19 protein-coding genes are annotated in these 19,066 nt (G+C 73.0%); 13 read left to right on the top strand and 6 right to left on the bottom strand.

What is annotated here, in order from left to right; all coding sequences use genetic code 11:
* Positions 1–48 precede the first annotated feature (48 nt).
* The 3 genes from Sru02f_RS28195 (at position 49) to Sru02f_RS28185 (ending at position 3,930) form a co-directional block, all read left to right on the top strand.
* Entirely contained in the window at positions 49–1,272 is a 1,224-nt protein-coding gene (locus Sru02f_RS28195) for an arginine deiminase (protein WP_164274016.1), read from the top strand.
* Positions 1,273–1,354: 82 nt separating this feature from the next.
* Entirely contained in the window at positions 1,355–2,362 is a 1,008-nt protein-coding gene (gene argF / locus Sru02f_RS28190) for an ornithine carbamoyltransferase (protein WP_109029806.1), read from the top strand.
* 128 nt (positions 2,363–2,490) lie between these two features.
* On the top strand, positions 2,491–3,930 hold the full coding sequence (locus tag Sru02f_RS28185; protein ID WP_109029805.1) for an amino acid permease: 1,440 nt from the start codon (positions 2,491–2,493) through the stop codon (positions 3,928–3,930).
* Here Sru02f_RS28185 and Sru02f_RS28180 read toward each other — a convergent pair.
* On the bottom strand, positions 3,890–4,330 hold the full coding sequence (locus Sru02f_RS28180; RefSeq protein ID WP_174855003.1) for an ATP-binding protein: 441 nt from the start codon (positions 4,328–4,330) through the stop codon (positions 3,890–3,892). The two genes, Sru02f_RS28185 and Sru02f_RS28180, sit on opposite strands and share 41 nt — an antisense overlap.
* 176 nt (positions 4,331–4,506) lie before the next feature.
* On the opposite strand from Sru02f_RS28180, the gene Sru02f_RS28175 reads away from it, so the two are divergent.
* Positions 4,507–5,334 carry an enoyl-CoA hydratase family protein gene (locus Sru02f_RS28175; RefSeq protein WP_109029803.1) on the top strand — a complete coding sequence of 276 codons (828 nt, stop codon included), beginning with the start codon at positions 4,507–4,509 and terminating at the stop codon, positions 5,332–5,334.
* A gap of 25 nt (positions 5,335–5,359) precedes the next feature.
* A complete protein-coding gene (locus tag Sru02f_RS28170; RefSeq protein ID WP_373103591.1) occupies positions 5,360–7,771 on the top strand; it encodes a bifunctional salicylyl-CoA 5-hydroxylase/oxidoreductase in 2,412 nt (803 codons plus the stop codon).
* Here Sru02f_RS28170 and Sru02f_RS28165 read toward each other — a convergent pair.
* The 3 genes from Sru02f_RS28165 to ambL form a co-directional block, all read right to left on the bottom strand.
* The gene (locus Sru02f_RS28165; protein ID WP_109029801.1) at positions 7,759–8,670 is read right to left on the bottom strand and encodes a sulfotransferase family protein; all 912 of its coding nucleotides are present in this window, start codon (positions 8,668–8,670) and stop codon (positions 7,759–7,761) included. The two genes, Sru02f_RS28170 and Sru02f_RS28165, sit on opposite strands and share 13 nt — an antisense overlap.
* A gap of 83 nt (positions 8,671–8,753) precedes the next feature.
* Positions 8,754–9,599, bottom strand: coding sequence for a PaaX family transcriptional regulator (locus Sru02f_RS28160; RefSeq protein WP_109029800.1), 846 nt, complete (start codon positions 9,597–9,599; stop codon positions 8,754–8,756).
* 1 nt (position 9,600) lies between these two features.
* Positions 9,601–11,355 (bottom strand): aminobenozate:CoA ligase AmbL, encoded by a 1,755-nt coding sequence (gene ambL / locus Sru02f_RS28155; RefSeq protein ID WP_167469345.1) that lies wholly within the window; start codon positions 11,353–11,355, stop codon positions 9,601–9,603.
* Between the two features lie 87 nt (positions 11,356–11,442).
* On the opposite strand from ambL, the gene Sru02f_RS28150 reads away from it, so the two are divergent.
* Genes Sru02f_RS28150 through Sru02f_RS28140 form a run of 3 tightly spaced genes read left to right on the top strand, consistent with a single transcriptional unit; the run spans position 11,443 to position 13,868 of the window.
* On the top strand, positions 11,443–12,618 hold the full coding sequence (locus Sru02f_RS28150) for an acyl-CoA dehydrogenase family protein (RefSeq protein ID WP_109029798.1): 1,176 nt from the start codon (positions 11,443–11,445) through the stop codon (positions 12,616–12,618).
* A complete protein-coding gene (locus tag Sru02f_RS28145) occupies positions 12,615–13,013 on the top strand; it encodes a RidA family protein (protein ID WP_109029797.1) in 399 nt (132 codons plus the stop codon). Before Sru02f_RS28150 ends, Sru02f_RS28145 begins: the two co-directional genes overlap by 4 nt.
* Positions 13,014–13,040: 27 nt before the next feature.
* On the top strand, positions 13,041–13,868 hold the full coding sequence (locus Sru02f_RS28140) for an alpha/beta fold hydrolase (RefSeq protein ID WP_109029796.1): 828 nt from the start codon (positions 13,041–13,043) through the stop codon (positions 13,866–13,868).
* A gap of 18 nt (positions 13,869–13,886) precedes the next feature.
* Here the strand turns inward: Sru02f_RS28140 and Sru02f_RS28135 are convergent, their stop codons facing one another.
* Positions 13,887–14,096, bottom strand: a complete 210-nt coding sequence (locus tag Sru02f_RS28135; protein WP_109029795.1) for a DUF5999 family protein — start codon at positions 14,094–14,096, stop codon at positions 13,887–13,889.
* A gap of 240 nt (positions 14,097–14,336) precedes the next feature.
* On the opposite strand from Sru02f_RS28135, the gene Sru02f_RS28130 reads away from it, so the two are divergent.
* Positions 14,337–14,780 carry a DUF6299 family protein gene (locus tag Sru02f_RS28130; protein WP_109029794.1) on the top strand — a complete coding sequence of 148 codons (444 nt, stop codon included), beginning with the start codon at positions 14,337–14,339 and terminating at the stop codon, positions 14,778–14,780.
* Between the two features lie 118 nt (positions 14,781–14,898).
* Here Sru02f_RS28130 and Sru02f_RS28125 read toward each other — a convergent pair whose 3' ends face one another.
* The gene (locus Sru02f_RS28125; RefSeq protein WP_167469328.1) at positions 14,899–15,756 is read right to left on the bottom strand and encodes a DUF2637 domain-containing protein; all 858 of its coding nucleotides are present in this window, start codon (positions 15,754–15,756) and stop codon (positions 14,899–14,901) included.
* A gap of 520 nt (positions 15,757–16,276) precedes the next feature.
* On the opposite strand from Sru02f_RS28125, the gene Sru02f_RS28120 reads away from it, so the two are divergent.
* From Sru02f_RS28120 to Sru02f_RS28105, 4 genes are all read left to right on the top strand, one after another.
* Positions 16,277–16,672 (top strand): hypothetical protein, encoded by a 396-nt coding sequence (locus tag Sru02f_RS28120; RefSeq protein WP_109029791.1) that lies wholly within the window; start codon positions 16,277–16,279, stop codon positions 16,670–16,672.
* A gap of 51 nt (positions 16,673–16,723) precedes the next feature.
* Positions 16,724–17,218: a hypothetical protein gene (locus tag Sru02f_RS28115; RefSeq protein WP_109029790.1), complete on the top strand. Its 495-nt coding sequence runs from the start codon at positions 16,724–16,726 to the stop codon at positions 17,216–17,218.
* A 68-nt stretch (positions 17,219–17,286) separates the two neighbouring features.
* Positions 17,287–18,111: a DsbA family protein gene (locus Sru02f_RS28110; RefSeq protein WP_109029789.1), complete on the top strand. Its 825-nt coding sequence runs from the start codon at positions 17,287–17,289 to the stop codon at positions 18,109–18,111.
* Positions 18,108–19,001: a cytochrome c biogenesis CcdA family protein gene (locus Sru02f_RS28105; protein WP_109029788.1), complete on the top strand. Its 894-nt coding sequence runs from the start codon at positions 18,108–18,110 to the stop codon at positions 18,999–19,001. Before Sru02f_RS28110 ends, Sru02f_RS28105 begins: the two co-directional genes overlap by 4 nt.
* Positions 19,002–19,066 lie beyond the last annotated feature (65 nt).

The following is a 19,066-nucleotide window of genomic DNA, read 5'->3' as shown; positions in this document are numbered from 1 at the left end:
ACGCGAAAGCAGGGGGTGAACGGGCGCCGGAGTGGTCAGGATGGAGACATGGGATTCCAAGTCGACTCCGAAGCCGGGCGGCTCACCCGCGTCATCCTGCACCGGCCGGATCTCGAGCTCAAAAGGCTCACCCCCAGCAACAAGGACGCCCTTCTCTTCGACGACGTGCTGTGGGTGCGCCGGGCGCGCGCCGAGCACGACGGGTTCGCCGACGTGCTCCGCGACCGCGGGGTGGCGGTGCACCTCTTCGGCGACCTGCTCACCGAGACCCTGGACGTGCCGGCCGCGCGGCGGCTCGTCCTGGACCGGGTCTTCGACGAGAAGGAGTACGGAGTGCTGGCCACGGACCACCTCCGGGCCGCCTTCGAGACCCTGCCCGCCCACGAGCTGGCCGAGTGGCTGGTCGGCGGCATGACCAAGCGGGAGTTCCTGGACGCGCACCCGGAGCCGACCTCCGTGCGCTTCCACGCCATGGAGCTGGACGACTTCCTGCTCGGCCCGCTGCCCAACCACCTCTTCACCCGGGACACCTCGGCCTGGATCTACGACGGGGTCTCCATCAACGCCATGCGCTGGCCGGCCCGGCAGCGCGAGACGGTCCACTTCGAGGCGATCTACCGCCACCACCCGCTGTTCCGCGACGAGACCTTCCACCTCTGGTCCGAGGGGCAGGCCGACTACCCCTCCACCATCGAGGGCGGCGACGTCCTGGTCATCGGCAACGGCGCCGTGCTCATCGGCATGAGCGAGCGCACCACGCCCCAGGCCGTCGAGATGCTCGCCCACAAGCTGTTCGCCGCCGGGTCCGCCCGGACCATCGTGGCCCTCGACATGCCGAAGCGGCGCGCCTTCATGCACCTGGACACGGTGATGACGATGGTCGACGGCGACACCTTCACCCAGTACGCCGGGCTCGGCATGCTCCGCTCCTACACGATCGAGCCGGGCGCCGGGGAGAAGGACCTGAAGGTCACCGACCACCCCCCGGAGCACATGCACCGCGCGATGGCCGCCGCCCTCGGCCTCGGCGAGATCCGGGTCCTGACCGCCACCCAGGACGTGCACGCGGCCGAGCGCGAGCAGTGGGACGACGGCTGCAACGTGCTGGCCGTCGAGCCGGGCGTCGTCGTCGCCTACGAACGCAACGCCACCACCAACACCCACCTGCGCAAACAGGGCATCGAGGTGATCGAGATCCCGGGCAGCGAACTGGGCCGGGGCCGGGGCGGCCCGCGCTGCATGAGCTGCCCGGTGGAGCGTGAGCCCGTATAGGGACTCGGCTCTGTATAGAAATTCAGAAGTTCGTATAGACTTCCAGAAGTCAGTCCCCGACCTGCACCTCTGGAGCGCCCCCATGGCGACAGTCCCGACCGCCCTCGCCGGCCGCCACTTCCTCAAGGAGCTGGACTTCACCGAGGAGGAGTTCCGCGGCCTGATCGAGCTGGCCGCGGAACTGAAGGCCGCGAAGCGGGCCGGGACGGAGACGCGGTACCTCCAGGGCAAGAACATCGCGCTGATCTTCGAGAAGACCTCGACGCGCACCCGCTGCGCGTTCGAGGTCGCCGCCGCCGACCAGGGCGCGTCCACGACGTACCTCGACCCGGCCGGGTCGCAGATCGGCCACAAGGAGTCCGTGAAGGACACCGCCCGCGTCCTCGGCCGCATGTTCGACGGTATCGAGTACCGCGGCGACAGCCAGACCAAGGTCGAGGAACTGGCGGCCTTCGCGGGCGTACCCGTCTACAACGGCCTGACCGACGACTGGCACCCCACCCAGATGCTCGCCGACGTGCTCACGATGACCGAGCACGGCGACCGCCTCCTGCGGGAGACCACCTTCGCCTACCTCGGCGACGCCCGCTTCAACATGGGCAACTCCTACCTGGTCACCGGCGCCCTGCTCGGCATGGACGTGCGCATCGTCGCCCCGAAGTCCTACTGGCCCGCCCAGGAGGTCGTCGACCGGGCGCACCGGCTCGCCGCCACCAGCGGGGCCCGCATCACCCTCACCGAGGACGTGGCCGAGGGGGTGCGGGGCGCCGGGTTCGTCGTCACGGACGTCTGGGTCTCCATGGGCGAGCCCAAGGAGGTCTGGGCGGAGCGGATCAAGGCCCTCGCGCCCTACGCCGTGACCATGGACGTGCTGCGCGCCACCGGCAACCCGGACGTCAAGTTCCTGCACTGCCTGCCCGCCTTCCACGACCTGGGCACCAAGGTGGGCCAGGAGATCTTCGAGGCCCACGGGCTGGACTCCCTGGAGGTCACCGACGAGGTCTTCGAGTCGGAGCACTCGGTGGTCTTCGACGAGGCGGAGAACCGCCTGCACACCATCAAGGCCGTACTCGTCGCCACCCTCGCCTGACTCTTCCCCGCCGCCCTTCCCCCACCAGGCCCTATGCTGACCGGCGGCTCCGGAGCCACCCCTTCCGGTGCCGTCGGCCGCGACCACCGTCGCGCCCCCCGCACCACCAGAAACGAGCACCACCCGCAATGCCCGCTTCCCGCGTCAAGTCCCCCCACCTCCTCGTCGCCGAATCCGGCGCCGACCGCGAAGGCCACGGCCTGAAGCGCACGATGGGGCTGCTCCAGCTCGTCTGCTTCGGCGTCGGCGCGATCGTCGGCACCGGCATCTTCGTCGGCCTGTCCGACTCCGTCGCCGAGGCCGGCCCGGCCGTCGTCGTCTCCTTCGTCCTGGCCGCGATCACCTGCGTGTTCACCGCGTTCGCCTTCGCCGAGCTGGGCGGCGCGATCCCGGTCTCCGGCTCCTCGTACTCCTTCGCCTACGCCGGGCTCGGCGAGCGGACCGCCTTCCTCGTCGGCTGGTGCCTGCTCCTGGAGTACGGCGTGTCGGTCTCGGCGGTCGCGGTCGGCTGGAGCCAGTACGTCAACGAGCTGCTCGACAGCGTCCTCGGCCTCCAGCTCCCGCACGCCCTCTCCGCGGGCCCCGGCGACGGCGGCGCGGTCAACCTGCCGGCGGTGGTGGTCATCGCCCTGGCCTCGGTCCTGCTGGTGCGCGGCGTACGGGACAGCGCCCGCGCCACGGCCGCCATGGCCGTCCTCAAGCTGGCCGTGCTGCTCGCCTTCTGCGCCATCGGCTTCTACGCCTTCCAGGACGGCAACCTCACCCCCTTCTCGCCGGCCGGCCTCGGCGGCATCGGCGCCGGCACCACCGCCGCCTTCTTCTCCTACATCGGCTTCGACGCGATCACCACGGCCGGCGAGGAGGCCAAGAACCCGCGCCGGGACATCCCGGTCGCGATCCTGGTCTGCATCGGCCTGGTCACCCTCCTCTACTGCGCGGTCGCCGTCGCCGCGATCGGCGCGGTGGGCGGCGACCAGGTGGGGAACCGGCCCGCCGCGCTCTCCTACGTCGTCGACCGGGTCACCGGCTCGGCGATCGGCGGCGGCGTGGTCGCCTTCGGCGCGGTCGTCGCCATCGCCTCCGTGGTGCTCGCCGTGATGTACGGCCAGACCCGCATCCTGATGTCGATGTCCCGGGACGGACTGATCCCCCGGGTCTTCGAGAAGGTCTCCCCGCGCACCGCGACCCCGGTCGCCGGCACCCTGATCGTCGGCGTGGTCTTCGCCCTCCCCGCGGCCTTCGCGCCGCTCGACGCGGTGGTCAACCTGTGCACCATCGGCACCCTCGCCACCATGGCCGCCGTCAACGTCTCGGTGATCACCCTGCGGCGCCGCGAACCGGGCCTCGCCCGCACCTTCCGCGTGCCCCTCTACCCGGCGACGCCGCTGCTCGGGGTCGGCTTCTGCCTGTACCTGATGTACGAGACGGGCGGTGCCACCTGGCTCCAGTTCGCGGTGTTCCTCGCGGTGGGACTGCTGGTCTACAGCGCCTACGGGCGCCGGCACTCCCGCCTCGCCCGGACCGCCGTCAGCGCGGACGACGCTGAGCGGGTACCGCAGGAAGCCTGAACCAGACCGCCTTGCCCGACCGGGTGGGCCGGTGACCGCAGGACGAGCTGAGGGCGCGGATCAGCAGCAGGCCGCGCCCGTCCTCGCGCCACGGGTCGGGCGGCTCCACGTCCGGCCGGGTGAGGTCGGCCGGCGGCGACGGGTCGGGGTCGTGGACCTCCACCTGGCAGCCGGTCGGCATCAGCTCCACCACCAGCTCGATCGCGGTCGGGCCGACCGGGGTGTGCTCCACCGCGTTGGCGACCAGCTCCGCCGTGAGCAGCTCGGCGGTGTCCCCGTCGGCCGTGTGCTCCAGCTCGGCCAGGGCGCTGCGCACCAGGGCACGCGCCACCGGCACCGCCGCGGCGGAGTGCGGCAGCGCGATGCGCCAGGAGGCGGGTGCGGGGAAGTGATCGTGCACGGCAGGTCCGTTTCGTGGAGCAGGGGAGTCCTGTCCTGCTTTCAACCTTATGAATGGTACGGCGCCGCCCGGCAGAGCCGTTCGACGGGCACCCTCCGGGACCTTCGGCCCTCGACACGGACGGTGTATCGCGCACCCGTGACGACAGTCACAGAAGGGTGATAACTTCGAGTGTCATGAGTCCCTTCACCGGCTCCGCCGCCCCCACCCCCGACTGGCGGCACCTGCGCGTCGAGATCACCGACGGCGTCGCGACCGTCACCCTCGCCCGCCCCGACAAGCTCAACGCCCTCACCTTCGAGGCCTACGCCGACCTGCGCGACCTGCTCGCCGAGCTGTCCCGCGAGCGGTCCGTACGGGCGCTGGTCCTGGCCGGCGAGGGGCGCGGCTTCTGCTCCGGCGGCGACGTGGACGAGATCATCGGCGCCACCCTGTCCATGGACACCGCCCGGCTGCTGGACTTCAACCGGATGACCGGCCAGGTGGTGCGGGCGGTACGGGAGTGCCCGTTCCCGGTGATCGCCGCCCTGCACGGGGTCGCCGCCGGAGCGGGCGCGGTCCTCGCCCTGGCCGCCGACTTCCGCGTCGCCGACCCGTCCGCCCGCTTCGCCTTCCTCTTCACCCGCGTCGGCCTCTCCGGCGGCGACATGGGCGCCGCCTACCTGCTGCCCCGGGTCGTCGGCCTCGGCCACGCCACCCGGCTGCTGATGCTCGGCGACACGGTCCGCGCACCCGAGGCCGAGCGGATCGGCCTGATCAGCGAGCTGACCGAGGAGGGCCGCGCCGACGAGGCCGCCCACACCCTCGCCCGCCGCCTCGCCGACGGCCCGGCCCTGGCCCACGCCCAGACCAAGGCCCTCCTCACGGCCGAGCTGGACATGCCGCTGGCGGCCGCGGTGGAACTGGACGCGTCGACCCAGGCCCTCCTGATGACGGGCGAGGACTACGCCGAATTCCACGCGTCCTTCACGGAAAAACGCCCCCCGAAGTGGCAAGGGAGGTAGGGAGATGTTCTCAACGCGGGGGAGTATGCCAACCTCAGGGGCGCGGGGAACTGCGCGACCAGCCACAACGACGCCGCACTCGCCCGCGAAGACAAGCCACCCCCTACGCGCCGCGATCATCGGCGGCGGCCCCGGCGGCCTCTACACCGCCGCCCTCCTCAAACGCCTCGACCCCGCCCGCGAGATCACCGTCTACGAACGCAACGCCCCCGACGACACCTTCGGCTTCGGCGTAGTCCTCTCCGACGAGACCCTCGGCGGCATCGAACACGCCGACCCGACCGTCTACGAGGCCCTCAAGGCGCACTTCGTCCGCTGGGACGACATCGACATCGTCCACCGAGGCACCCGCCACACCTCCGGAGGACACCGCTTCGCCGCCCTCGGCCGCCGCCGCCTCCTCGAAATCCTGCACGACCGCTGCCGCGACCTCGGCGTGGAGCTCCGCTTCCGCACCGAGGCACCGCCCCCGGACCGCCTTGCCCGCACCCACGACCTCGTCGTCGCCGCCGACGGAGTGCACAGCGCCACCCGCGAGGCGTACCGCGACGTCTTCCGGCCGCACCTCACCCCCCACCGCTGCCGCTACATCTGGCTCGCCGCCGACTTCGCCTTCGACGCGTTCCGCTTCGAGATCGCCGAGACCGAGCACGGCGTGATGCAACTGCACGGCTACCCCTACTCCCGCCCGTCGCCCGACCACCACCCCTCAACGAGGCCCTACGGGCCGCAGAACGAAGCCGCCTCCACCGTCATCGTCGAGATGCGCGAGGAGGTCTGGCGGGCGGCCGGCTTCGACGAACTGGACGAGACCGAGTCCACCGCCCGCTGCGCCAAGATCTTCGCCGACGCGCTCGGCGGCCGCCCGCTGCGCTCCAACAAGTCCGCGTGGACCACCTTCCGCACGGTCGTCAACGCACGCTGGTCGCACGGCAACATCGTCCTGCTCGGCGACGCCGCGCACACCGCGCACTTCTCCATCGGCTCCGGCACCAAGCTCGCCGTGGAGGACGCCCTCGCACTCGCCGCCTGCCTGGAGGAGCGGCCCACCCTCCAGGAGGCGCTCAGTGCCTACGAGGAGGAGCGGCGCCCCGTCGTCGCCTCCACCCAGCGGGCGGCCAAGGCCAGCCTGGAGTGGTTCGAGGACCTGGACCGGTACCTCGCCCAGCCCCCGCGCCAGTTCGCCTTCAACCTGCTCACCCGCAGCCGCCGGGTCACCCACGAGAACCTGCGGCTGCGCGACGCCGGCTTCACCGACTCCGTCGAGCGCGAGTTCGGTTGCCCGCCGGACACGCCCCCGATGTTCACCCCGTTCCGGCTGCGCGGGCTGACCCTGCGCAACCGCGTCGTCGTCTCCCCGATGGACATGTACTCCGCCACCGACGGCGTCCCCGGCGACTTCCACCTGGTCCACCTCGGCGCCCGGGCCCTCGGCGGTGCCGCCCTGGTGATGACCGAGATGGTGTGCGTCAGCGCCGAGGGCCGCATCACCCCCGGCTGCGCGGGCCTCTACACCGGCCGGCAGGGCGAGGCGTGGCGGCGGATCACCGATTTTGTGCACGACGGCGCGCCCGGCACCGCGATCGGCGTACAGCTCGGCCACAGCGGCCGCAAGGGCTCGACCCGGCTGATGTGGGAGGGCATGGACGAGCCGCTGCCCGACGGCAACTGGCCCCTGGTGGCACCCTCCCCGCTGCCGTACCGACCCGACGGTCAAGTCCCGCGCGAGCTGTCCCGGGCGCAACTGACGGACGTGCGGGAGCAGTTCAGGGCCGCCGCCGAACGGGCCGCCGGGGCCGGATTCGACCTGCTCGAACTGCACTGCGCCCACGGCTACCTGCTCTCCGGCTTCCTCTCCCCGCTCACCAACCACCGCACCGACGCCTACGGCGGCTCACTGGAGGGTCGGCTGCGTTTCCCGCTGGAGGTCTTCGACGCCGTGCGCGAGGTGTGGCCGGACGAGCGGCCCATGACCGTACGGATCTCCGCCACCGACTGGGCCGAGGGCGGCACGAGCGCCGAGGAGGCGGTGGAGATCGCCCGTGCCTTCGCCGCGCACGGGGCCGACGCCATCGACGTATCCACCGGACAGGTCGTGACCGGCGAACGCCCCGAGTTCGGGCGGTCGTACCAGACGCCGTACGCCGACCGCATCCGGCACGAGGCGGGCGTCCCGGTGATCGCGGTCGGCGCGATCTCCTCCTGGGACGACGTCAACTCGCTGGTCCTGGCCGGACGCACCGACTTGTGCGCGCTGGCCCGCCCCCACCTCTACGACCCGCACTGGACGCTGCACGCCGCCGCCGAACAGGGCTACGACGGACCGGGCGCCCGCTGGCCCGCGCCGTACCGGGCGGGCAGCCGCCCGCCGCGCACCGGACGCACCGACGCCCCCAAGCCGAGGCTCACGCTGCACGGCCCGCGTCAGGACGGGTAGCCCCAGGCCGCGCACATCGGGCGCAGCCGCTCGGGGACCTCGTCCTTGCCGGGCAGTTCGCGCCCCGGCTGCACCGTGCCGGTGCGGATGTTCTCGCGCCAGTCGCCCAGGCCCCTGACCAGCTCGGCGTTGCCCTTCCTGCCGTAGTTCAGCATCTGGGGCGCGTAGTCGACGCCGAGGTACGCGCACAGGCGGCGCATCTCGCGCTCGGGGTCGCCGGTGATGTCCTCGTAGCGCACGGTGAAGCCGTCGGCGTCCGCCGACCGGGCCTCCTCCACGGCCGTCATGTAGCGCAGCACGTCCGTGACGGCCGTGTCGTGCGGGCGCTTGACGGGGTCGCTCTCGTGCCAGGAGCGGGCGATCGACTCGGGGTGGCGCAGCAGGAAGACGAAGCGGGCGTCGGGCCAGCAGTCCTTGAGACGCTGGTACATGTAGGCGTTGGCCGGTGTCTTCTCGACCACGAAGTCCTTGCCGGACTTGATGAGTTCACGGTGCAGGACACGGTCCCACAACAGGTGCTCCAGGTCGCCGCGCCGCAGGCCGAGTTCGCCCATCGCGCGCTCGGAGTGCCAGTTGGTGCAGGCGACCTCCAGCTTGCCGACGTGCAGTTCGTGCGGGGCGTGCAGCCGCGGGTGGGCGCCCATCATCATGCGCAGCAGGGTGGAGCCGGAACGGATGGACGAGATGATGAAGACGGGCCGTCGCAGCAACCGGTCGGTGGGCAGTTCCCCGGCCGACGGACACCGGTACGGGGCCGCCCGGCGCGCCGCGGGCTGCGCGGCGGCGGACTTCCTTCCCTGCCTCCCCTTCGGACTCCCGTTGGTCGCCCGGGGTGCTCTGCGTACCTGGAGGCCGGTGGTGACGGTGAGGGCCCGGTTCAAGTTACGTGCGAGACTCATGCGTCCGCACGGTAGGTGAGAAACCTGAGAAGACGGTCTGAGGAGGCTGAGGGTTCGCTGATGCCCTCGGACTGTGATGTGACTCACTGCCGGGGAGGCGGAGTCGGTCCCATGGCCGCGTACTGGGCGCCCGCGTCGCGCAGCCGCTCGTGCAGCGCCCGGAAGACGGCCGCCGAGCGCGTGCCGGGCCAGCCCTCGGGCAGCAGCCGGGCGGGCAGCCCGGGGTCCGTGTAGGGCAGGTGGCGCCAGGAGTCCAGGGCGAGGAGGTAGTCGCGGTAGGCCTCCTCGGGCGGGGTGTCCGCCCGGCGCTCCCAGGCGTGCAGGACGCGCTCGTGGCGGTCGAGGAACGCCTCGTGCTCCTTGGCGATCGCGGCCAGGTCCCACCAGCGGGCCACCGCCTCGGCGGTCGCCGTGAAGCCCAGGTGCTCACCGCGGAAGAAGTCCACGTAGGAGTCCAGGCCGAGGCGGCCCAGGGTGTGCCGGGTCTCCGCGTACAGCCGGGCCGGGGCGATCCACACGCCGGGCGCCGCGGTGCCGAAGCCGAGACCGGCCAGGCGCGAACGCAGGACGTGCCGCTTCTGCCGCTCCGACTCGGGCACGGAGAACACGGCGAGCACCCAGCCCTCGTCCCCGTGGGGCGTGGTGGCGTAGACGCGCCGGTCCCCGTCGTCGAGCAACTGGCGGGCCTCGGCGGAGAGTTCGTACCCCGCGGCGCCCCCGGCGGTACGGGCGGGCAGCAGCAGCCCGCGCCGTTTCAGCCGGGACACCGACGAACGCACGGAGGGCGCGTCCACCCCGACCGCGGCCAGCAGCCGGATCAGCTCGGCGACGGGCACCGGGCCCGGCGCGCGGCGGCCGTACGCGCCGTAGAGCGTGACGATGAGGGACCTCGGAGCGGGCTGTAGGTGCAGGTCGGACACATTGATCATCTTATGTCGTCGGCGTTGCGCCCGGCCGCCCAGGGGATTCGGACGAGCCCCGGGAGCGGGGGGAGGGGCCCGGACCGGTCGGGTCGAGCAGGCGGTAGCGCTGGAGCTTGCCGGTCGCCGTGCGCGGCAGCGCGTCCGGGAAGAGGATCTCCCGTGGACACTTGTACGGCGCCAGCTCCGAGCGCAGGAACGCGCGCAGCGCGTCCGCGTCCCGCGCGGCCCCGTCCCGCAGCACCGCGTGCGCCACCACGACCTGCCCCCGGTGCCGGTCGGGACGGCCCACCACCGCCGCCTCCACCACGTCCGGGTGGCGCAGCAACGCGTCCTCCACCTCGGGCCCGGCGATGTTGTACCCGGAGGAGATGATCATGTCGTCGGCGCGTGCCACGTACCGGAAGTACCCGTCGGGCTCGCGGACATAGGTGTCCCCGGTGACGTTCCAGCCGTCGCGCACGTACTCCCGCTGGCGCGGGTCGGCGAGGTACCGGCAGCCCACCGGACCGCGCACCGCCAGCAGTCCGGGCTCCCCGTCGGGCACGGGTGCGCCGTGCGCGTCCTGCACGCGCGCGTGCCACCCCGGCACCGGAACGCCCGTCGTGCCCGGCCTGATGTCGTCGTCCGCGGCGGACACGAAGATGTGCAGCAGCTCGGTGGCGCCGATGCCGTTGATGACGCGCAGCCCGGTGCGCTCGTGCCAGGCCCGCCAGGTGGCCGCGGGCAGGTTCTCGCCCGCCGAGACGCAGCGCCTGAGGCTGCTCACGTCGTACCCGTCCAGCTCGTCGAGCATCGCGCGGTACGCCGTCGGCGCGGTGAACAGCACCGACACCCGGTGCTCCGCGACCGCCGGCAACAGCTGCCGGGGACCGGCCTGTTCGAGCAGCAGGGCGCTCGCCCCGGCCCGCATCGGGAAGACGACGAGACCGCCGAGCCCGAAGGTGAAACCGAGCGGCGGGCTGCCCGCGAAGAGATCGTCGGGGCGCGGCCTGAGCACCTGCGCGGAGAAGGTGTCCGCGATCGCCAGCACATCGCGGTGGAAGTGCATGCACCCCTTGGGCCGCCCGGTGGTGCCGGACGTGAACGCGATCAGCGCCACGTCGTCGGCGGCGGTGTCGACGGCCCGGTACGGCGTCGCGGGCACCGCGTCCGACGCCGTGCGGCTGTGCAGGTCGTCCGGCGCGTCCCCGCCGTACGTCGTGATCCGCAGGCCGGTGATCTCCGCCTTGGCGAGGTCGTCGACGGCCCGGACGTCGCACAGCGCGTGCCGCACCCGGGCGATCTCGCAGATCGCGCGCAGCTCGTGCGGGCGCTGCTGGGCCAGCACGGTGACCGCCACCGCGCCCGCCTTCAGCACCGCCAGCCAGCACGCGGCCAGCCACGGACCGGTGGGCCCGCGCAGCAGCACCCGGTTGCCCGGGACGACACCGAGGTCGCCGGTGAGCACGTGGGCGATCCGGTCGACGCGGTCCCGCAGCTCCCCGTAGCTCCAGGTGTCCCCGGACGCGGTGCGGAAGACCGGGCGGTCGCCGGGCGGGCCGGTGAGCAGCTCGGCGGCGCAGTTCAGCCGCTCCGGGTAGCGCAGCTCCGGCAGGTCGAAGAGCAGCTCGGGCCACTGCTCGGGGGGCGGCAGGTGGTCGCGCGCGAAGGTGTCGACGTGGGCGGAGCGGTGCGGGTCCGCGCGGCGAGGATCGGCCATGGCGGTTCGCCCCCTTTGTCGTGGTGGGCTCGCGCAACGAGCGTATCGTGTTGGTGACGACAGTCAACGGGGCGCGATATCGTCGGTCGGTGTCCGGTGGTCCGTCCGGCGGGCCGGGAGCAGGCAGGGAAGCAGGGGAAGGGACCGGCGATGACCGCATTCTCGCTCGAACCGGCACAACTCACCTGGTGCGACGAGCTGCGCGCCCTCGCCGCCGAACGGCTGCGCCCGCTCGCGGAGAAGGGCGAGCCGGGCCGCGTCAACCGCCCCCTGGTCGCCGAGCTGGGCTCCCTCGGCCTGCTGCCCCGCCTGTTCACCTCGGGCGCGCTCGACCTGTGCCTGATGCGCGAGTCCCTCGCCCACGCCTGCACGGAGGCCGAGACCGCCCTCGCCCTCCAAGGCCTCGGCGCCCACCCCGTGCACGCGCACGGCACCGAGTCCCAGCGCGCCCGCTGGCTCCCCCGCGTGAGCGACGGCACCGCGGTCGCCGCCTTCGCCCTCAGCGAGCCCGACGCGGGCTCCGACGCGGCGGCACTCTCGCTGCGGGCGGAACCGGAGACCGGGCCCGGCGCGGGAGCCTCCGCCTGGCGGCTCACCGGGGAGAAGTGCTGGATCTCCAACGCCCCCGAGGCCGACTTCTACACGGTGTTCGCCCGCACCACCCCCGGCGCCGGCGCCCGCGGCGTCACCGCCTTCCTCGTGCCCGCCGACCGCCCCGGCCTCACCGGCACCCCGGTCGACATGCTCTCGCCGCACCCCCTCGGCGCCCTCTCCTTCGACGGCGTGCCCGTCGACGCGGACGACGTCCTCGGCGAACCCGACCGCGGCTTCCGGGTGGCCATGGACACCCTCAACCTGTTCCGCCCCAGCGTCGGCGCCTTCGCCGTCGGGATGGCGCAGGCCGCCCTGGACGCGACCCTCGACCACACCACCGCCCGCGAGGCCTTCGGCGGCAGGCTGCGCGACCTCCAGACCGTCGCCCACCAGGTCGCCGAGATGGCGCTGCGCACCGAGGCGGCCCGCCTGATGGTGTACGCGGCGGCCACGGCGTACGACGCGGGAGACCCGGAGGTCCCGAGGCGCGCCGCGATGGCGAAACTCCTCGCCACCGAGACCGCCCAGTACGTCGTCGACCACGCCGTCCAGCTGCACGGCGCCCGCGCCCTGCGCCGCGGCCACCTCCTCGAACACCTCTACCGCGAGGTGCGCGCCCCGCGCGTCTACGAGGGCGCCAGCGAGGTCCAGCGCGGCATCGTCGCCAAGGAGCTGTACCGGACGTACCAGCCGTCCCGGACCGACGCCACGAGCAAGGAGGCCGGAGCATGACCGCCGAACGGGTGAACCCACCCCAACTGTCCCCGCCCACCGGCTTCTCCCACGCCGTCGTCGCCACCGGCGGCCGCCTCGTGTTCCTGGCCGGCCAGACCGCCCTCGACACCGACGGCAAGGTCACCGGCGACACCCTCCCCGCCCAGTTCGAGCAGGCCCTCACCAACCTGCTCACCGCCCTGCGCGCCGCCGGGGGCGCCCCCGCCGACCTCGCCCGGGTCACCGTCTACGCCACCGACGTCGCCGCCTACCGCGCCCACGCCGCCGAACTCGGCCGCACCTGGCGCGAGCTGGCCGGCCGCGACTACCCGGCCATGGCGGTCGTGGAGGTCGTACGGCTCTGGGACGAACGGGCGTTGGTGGAACTGGACGGCTTCGCCGTACTGCCGTAGCCCGGCCGAGACGCCTAGCATTCCGGCATGCCGGACATCGAACTGAGCGCGGGAACCATCGAGTACGAGGACACCGGCGGCGACGGCCCCGTCGTCGTCCTCCTCCACGGCCTCGTCCACGACCGGACCGTCTGGCGCAAGGTCATCGCCAACCTGCGCACCGACCACCGGGTGATCGCGCCGACCCTGCCCTACGGCGCCCACCGCCGCCCGATGCGCCGACCACCCACACCCGACCTGGTCAACGAGCTGATCGCCGAGTTCCTCGACCGCCTCGACCTCACCGACGTCACCCTCGTCGAGAACGACTGCGGGCGCGCCCAGACGGTGGCCGCCCGGCACCCGGAGCGGCTCGCGCGGCTGGCGCTCGTCGCCTGCGAGGCGTTCGACAACTACCCGCCGGGCCTGCCCGGGAAGCTGATCGGCCTCGCCTGCCGGGCCCCCGGCGGCGTGTCCCTGCTGGTGCGCACCCTGGGCCTCAAACCGCTGCGCCGCCTGCCCGTCGGCATCGGCGCGCTCACCAAACGCCCCGTGCCGGACGCGGTCGTCGACGGCTGGCTGCGCCCGCTGCGCACCGACCCGGCGATCCGGCGCGACTTCCGGCACTACGGCACGCACGTGCGCCGCGACGAACTGCTCGAAGCCGCCCAGGGACTGCGGAGGTTCGACCGGCCCGCACTCGTCGTCTGGGCGACCGAGGACCTGATGATGCCCCGCGCCCACGGCCGGCGCCTGGCCGAACTCCTCCCGCAGGGACGGCTCGTGGAGGTCGAGGACACCCGGACGCTGATCCCCGAGGACCAGCCGGAGCTGCTCGCCTCCCTGCTGCGGGAGTTCGTCGCCGAGAAGGACTGAGCCGTACGGGACTCCGGTTCAGGCGGCCATCGCCAGGCGCCCGGCGGGCACCCGGCACGGGGCGACCACACGGCCGTCGGGGAGCAGCTCGCCGGTGTCGTCGAAGACGACCGTGCCGTCGCACAGCAGGTTCCACCCCTGCTCCGGGTGGGCGGCGACGACGTGCGCGGTGACGACACGCGCCGCGGGGGAGTCGGAAGCGGGGCAGGAAGGCCGGTGGACACACATGGGGCACCTCCACGTCGGGAGACCGTCCCGTCCTCGGGACCGTCGCGTGTACAGACGGTGCGCCCGCCGGGAAGCCGTCGCCAAGACCCGGGCGGCAAGCGTGACAACACCCGGACAAGCCGGCGACGGTTCCACGACCGCCGGCGCGGACTCGCCACCGAAGGGGTGACGGTCACTGCCGCCGGCCCCTCCGCCCGGTACCAGTGGAACCCCTCATTCCGACCGACCGGGAGGTTCCCCATGCCCGTACGCTCCGCCGCCCTCGCCACGGCCGCCGGCGCCGCCCTGCTGCTGCTCGCCGCCCCCGCCGCCACGGCCGCACCCCACGACGCCCGCCTCGTCGCGGAGTCGGTGACCGTCGACCCGACCGGCCGCATCGCCGCCGACGGCAGCGTCACCCTCTCCGGCACCTACCGCTGCACCGGCGGCAGCGGCCCGGTCTTCGTCAGCTCCACCGTGAGCCAGAGCGACCCGTCCGCCCGCTTCGGCGTCGGCGGCACCCGCGCGGTCTGCGACGGCCTGGAGCACCGCTGGGTCAACACCGGCACGCCCGACACGGTCGTCCTCGAGCCCGGCGCGGCCCACGTCGAGGCCACCCTGATGGAGCTGCGCCCCATGGGCATCGTGCCGCTCCCGAGCTTCCACGCCCGGCAGGGACAGGACGTGATCCTGACGGCGGGCTGATCCGCGCGGTGCCCCCTCCGTGCCCGTCCGGGCGTGACCCGCAACGCATTCCGCATTTCCTTTTCTTCACATTCTCCGAAGGAGACGGAAGACCGTCACGACCGCCTGTTCAGCCCGGTCAGCCACGTTTTCCGGGCCCTGTTCCGGGGCCCGCTCCGGGCCGCGGCGGACGTACGGCATTCTGCCGCTGCTGCGGAAGGGACACCGGATCGGCGGCCGCCCTGCCCGACGGGTCGTCACCCGGAGTGACCGCGGCGCGTTGCCGGTGGCGCGGCACCGCCCGCCGGGGCGGACGGGTGAGCGTGATCTGGCGGATGACCTGCTGGAAGCAGACCAGCGAGGCCAGTCCGGGCAGAGCGGCCGCCGCCCCGTCGCTGATCGTCCTGGGCGCCTCCGCGATGCAGAGCAGCATCGCGATGGCCGAGAACAGCAGGACGACGGCCCAGGAGTGCACCGCGCGGCGCTGGTGCAGCGCGGCCCGCAGCACCGCCAGCGAGGCCACCAGCCAGGGCCCGTAGACCAGCAGCGGCCACCAGGACACGACGCTGCCGCGGGTGCGGGTCACGGCGGCCAGCCGCAACGGTTCGTAGGCCACCATGCCGCCGAACAGGCTCACGGAGGCGGCGATGACCGCGGCGAGCGCGGCGACGAACAGGCTCGCGGCGCGCAGCCGGCTCACCTTTCTCCCTCTGCGGACCCTGCGGTGACTCGTCGGGGACTCCCTCAACGGGGGCAGCTCCGCCGTGATCTCCTGCAGATTGCTCAGCGGTGTGCCCGGGGCGGGTGCGAGCGCCGAGGTGTCCGTCGCGGAGGGTGCTCCGGTCTGCTGCTCCAACGCGTCCTGGAGCAGGAACGCGAGTTCCTCGGCCGGGTCCCAACCGGGTTCGGGCGGGACCAGAGTCTCCTGGGAGGCCGCCTCGGGAGCCCGGTGCCGGCCGGTGCCGGTGGTACGGAACGGCCCTTCGCCGTACGGCATGCGGGGGTGGGTGTGTTCTCCGTAGTGTTCTTCGTACACGAGGTGCCGGTCACTCCGCGCGGGTGTACGTCAAGGAGCCCTGCGTCCGGCCCCACCGCTCGGCGAGGCCGGTCTCCAACTCGGTCATGACGTCCAGGAACCGCTGCAGCACGGGCTCGGTCACCCGGAGCGGGACGGGGTGCCCGCCTCTGGTCAGAGTTCCGTCACTCGGTGACGGACAGTGATTTCTGCCGGGCCTGTAGGTGTACGGGCCAAGCGCCGTGAATTCCCCGCGTTCCTCGGTCATATCCGAAGTAACGTCTGCCTACTCCGTCGGATGCGCGGCAGTCGAGTGAACGATTTCTGCGATACTTACCCAATCTCGAATTCACACCGGTTCGATCGCCGTCCGGTACGAAAAGCGTCGGAAATCGCGCGAACGGGGGAAGAAGCGCGGCCCGACGGCGCGTCCGGGCCCGGTACGGGTCCTGGCGGCGGGTGACCTAGGGTGGCCGTGACCACGGACAGCGCAGGAGCGGCGATGAAGCGAGCGGCACCCGGGCGGGCCCACGCCCACGTCCGCGGTGTGCTGGCCCTGCTCGTGGCCGTGGTGGGGCTGCTGTGCGTCTTCGCGCACGCGGAGAGCGGAGCGCGGGGCACGCCCGCGCCCACGGCGGGGCGGGTACACACCGCGCCGGCAGCCGCCGTAGCCGCAGCCGCAGCCGAACCGTCCGACGGTGCCGCGGCACCGTGCGGCAAGAAGGCGATCGGCGACTCCAGTGTCCAGCGGGCCGAGAACCCGCCGCCCTCCGCCGCCTTCTCGCGCGCGACGTCGCCGCACACCGATCCCGCGCCCCTCGTGGCCCAGCACTTCGGCGTGTTCGCCGGCGGCCCCGATCCGCCCCCACCGACCCTCCACTCCGTTCTGCGGATGTAGACCGGCCCGTTCGGCCGTGTCCCCGCATCCTCTGAAACGGAGTTCTTCGGCATGTCCTCCTCCCCGCGCTCCTGGCGGCGGGCGGGTACGGCACTGCGTGGCTGGCGGTCCCGGCGGTGGACCGTGGCGGGCGCGGGTGCGCTGGCCACGGCGGTCCTGGTCGGCGCGCCCACCGACGTGGTGCCCAACCCGCTCTTCGGCCGGTCGGTCCCCGTCCAGTGGTGGAACTACCCGGCCCTGGCCGTCACGGCCGTACTCGCCGGCATCGTCCTGACCACCTACGTGCGCCGGCCCTCGTCGTCCCCGGAGCCGCACGCCGCCGACGGCGGCCGGCTCGGGGCGATCGGCGGGGTGCTCTCCTTCTTCGCCGTCGGCTGCCCGGTCTGCAACAAGCTCGTCCTGGTGCTCCTCGGGGCCTCCGGTGCCCTGAGCTACTGGGCTCCGCTGCAACCGCTGCTGGCCGTGCTGTCGGCGGGCCTGCTGGCGGAAGCCGCGCTGCGCCGCCTCTCCGCCGAGACCGAGTGCCCGGTCACGCCCTCGGCCTGACCCGCGGCCCGGTTCCGCCCCCTTCACTCCTCCTCTTCCCTTCCCTCCCCACCTGTCTGAGGTGCCCCATGACTGGATCCACCCCGTCCCCGTCCCCGTCCCCGTCCTCGTCCCCGTCCTCGTCCCCGTCCTCGTCCCCGTCCCGCCGCAGCCGCAGGCGGACCGTCGCTGCCGTGGCGGTGCTCGCCGCCGCCGCGGTGACCGCTGCCTTCGCCCTCACGCTCGACGACGCGGACAACCGCGAGGAGAAGGCCGGCGAACCCGCGGCCGTCACCGGCTCCGCCGCCCCCGCGCCCGCCGACGAGGCCCTGCTCGCCCTCGCCCGCCGCGACGCGTCCGATCCGCTGGCGATCGGGCGCGCGGACGCTCCGGTGGTGCTGATCGAGTACTCCGACTTCCAGTGCCCGTTCTGCGGCCGGTTCGCCCGCGAGACCAAGCCCGAACTGCTGCGCTCGTACCTGGACAAGGGCACCCTGCGCATCGAGTGGCGCAACTTCCCGATCTTCGGCGAGGAGTCCGAACAGGCGGCGCTGGCCGGCTGGGCGGCCGGGCGGCAGCAGAAGTTCTGGGAGTTCCACGACGTCGCCTACGGCAAGCCGCGCGAACGCAACACCGGCGCCTTCGACGCCGAGAACCTCGTCGCCATGGCCCGCGAGGCGGGAATCGCCGACATCGAGCGCTTCCAGGCCGACATGGCCTCCGACGAGGCCCGCGGCGCCGTCCGCGAGGACCAGGAGGAGGGCTACACCCTCGGCGTGACCAGCACCCCGGCGTTCCTGGTCAACGGCAGGCCGATCCTGGGCGCCCAGCCCACGGACACCTTCGAGGAAGCCGTCGAGACCGCGGCGAAGACGGCGGAGACGCCGAAGACGCCGAAGGGGGACGGACGATGAGCGAGGCCGGCCTGGCGATGGCCTTCCTCGGCGGCCTGCTGGCCCTGCTCAGCCCGTGCAGCGCACTGCTGCTGCCCGCCTTCTTCGCCTACTCCTTCACCAGCCGCACCCGGCTGATGGCACGCACCGGCCTGTTCTACGTCGGACTGTGCACGACGCTGGTACCGCTCGGCGTGGCCGGTTCCTTCGCCAGCCGCCTCTTCTACGGGCACCGGGACGCCCTGGTGACGGCGGGCGGATGGACGGTCATCGCCCTGGGCGTGGCCCAGATCGCCGGGCTGGGCTTCGGCTCCCGCCGGATGGCGCGGGCCGCGGGCGGACGCCGTTCGGGCTCGGCCCTGTCGGTGTTCGCCCTGGGCGCGGTGTACGGACTGGCGGGATTCTGCGCGGGGCCGATCCTCGGCTCCGTCCTCACCGTGGCGGCCGTGGACGGCGAGCCGCTGCACGGCGGGGTGCTGCTGGCCGTCTACGCACTGGGAATGGCGGTCCCGATGTTCGTACTGGCGCTGCTCTGGGACCGGTTCGACCTGGGCCGCAGGCGCTGGCTGCGCGGCCGGACCTTCCGGGCGGGCCCGCTGACCCTGCACAGCACCACCCTCATCGGCGGCCTGTTCTTCATCGCGCTCGGCGCGGCGTTCCTGGTCTTCGACGGCACCTCCGCGCTGCCCTCGGTGCTGGACACCGACACCGAGTTCGCCCTGGAGGAACGACTGTCCGACATCGGCGCGGCGGTGTCCGACCGGGTCGTCCTCCTGCTCCTGGCCGGGGTGGCGGCGCTGACCGCCCTGCTCGTGCTGCTCCGGCCGGGCGGGAGGCGGGAAGCGCAGGAACCGCCGGATTCCGGGCCGGGGGCGGCTGATTCAGCCGCACGCTCACGCATGAGGACGTAGTCCACTACTGTGTGTTGCCGCTGGACAGGGATCGTGATCCTGCCGGCCGTGGCCCGGTCTCGCCT

The sequence above is a fragment of the Streptomyces rubrogriseus genome (assembly GCF_027947575.1).
Taxonomy (GTDB): domain Bacteria; phylum Actinomycetota; class Actinomycetes; order Streptomycetales; family Streptomycetaceae; genus Streptomyces; species Streptomyces rubrogriseus.
The sequence above is the reverse complement of the archived record's forward strand: the minus strand, read 5'-3'. Positions and strand labels throughout refer to the sequence as shown.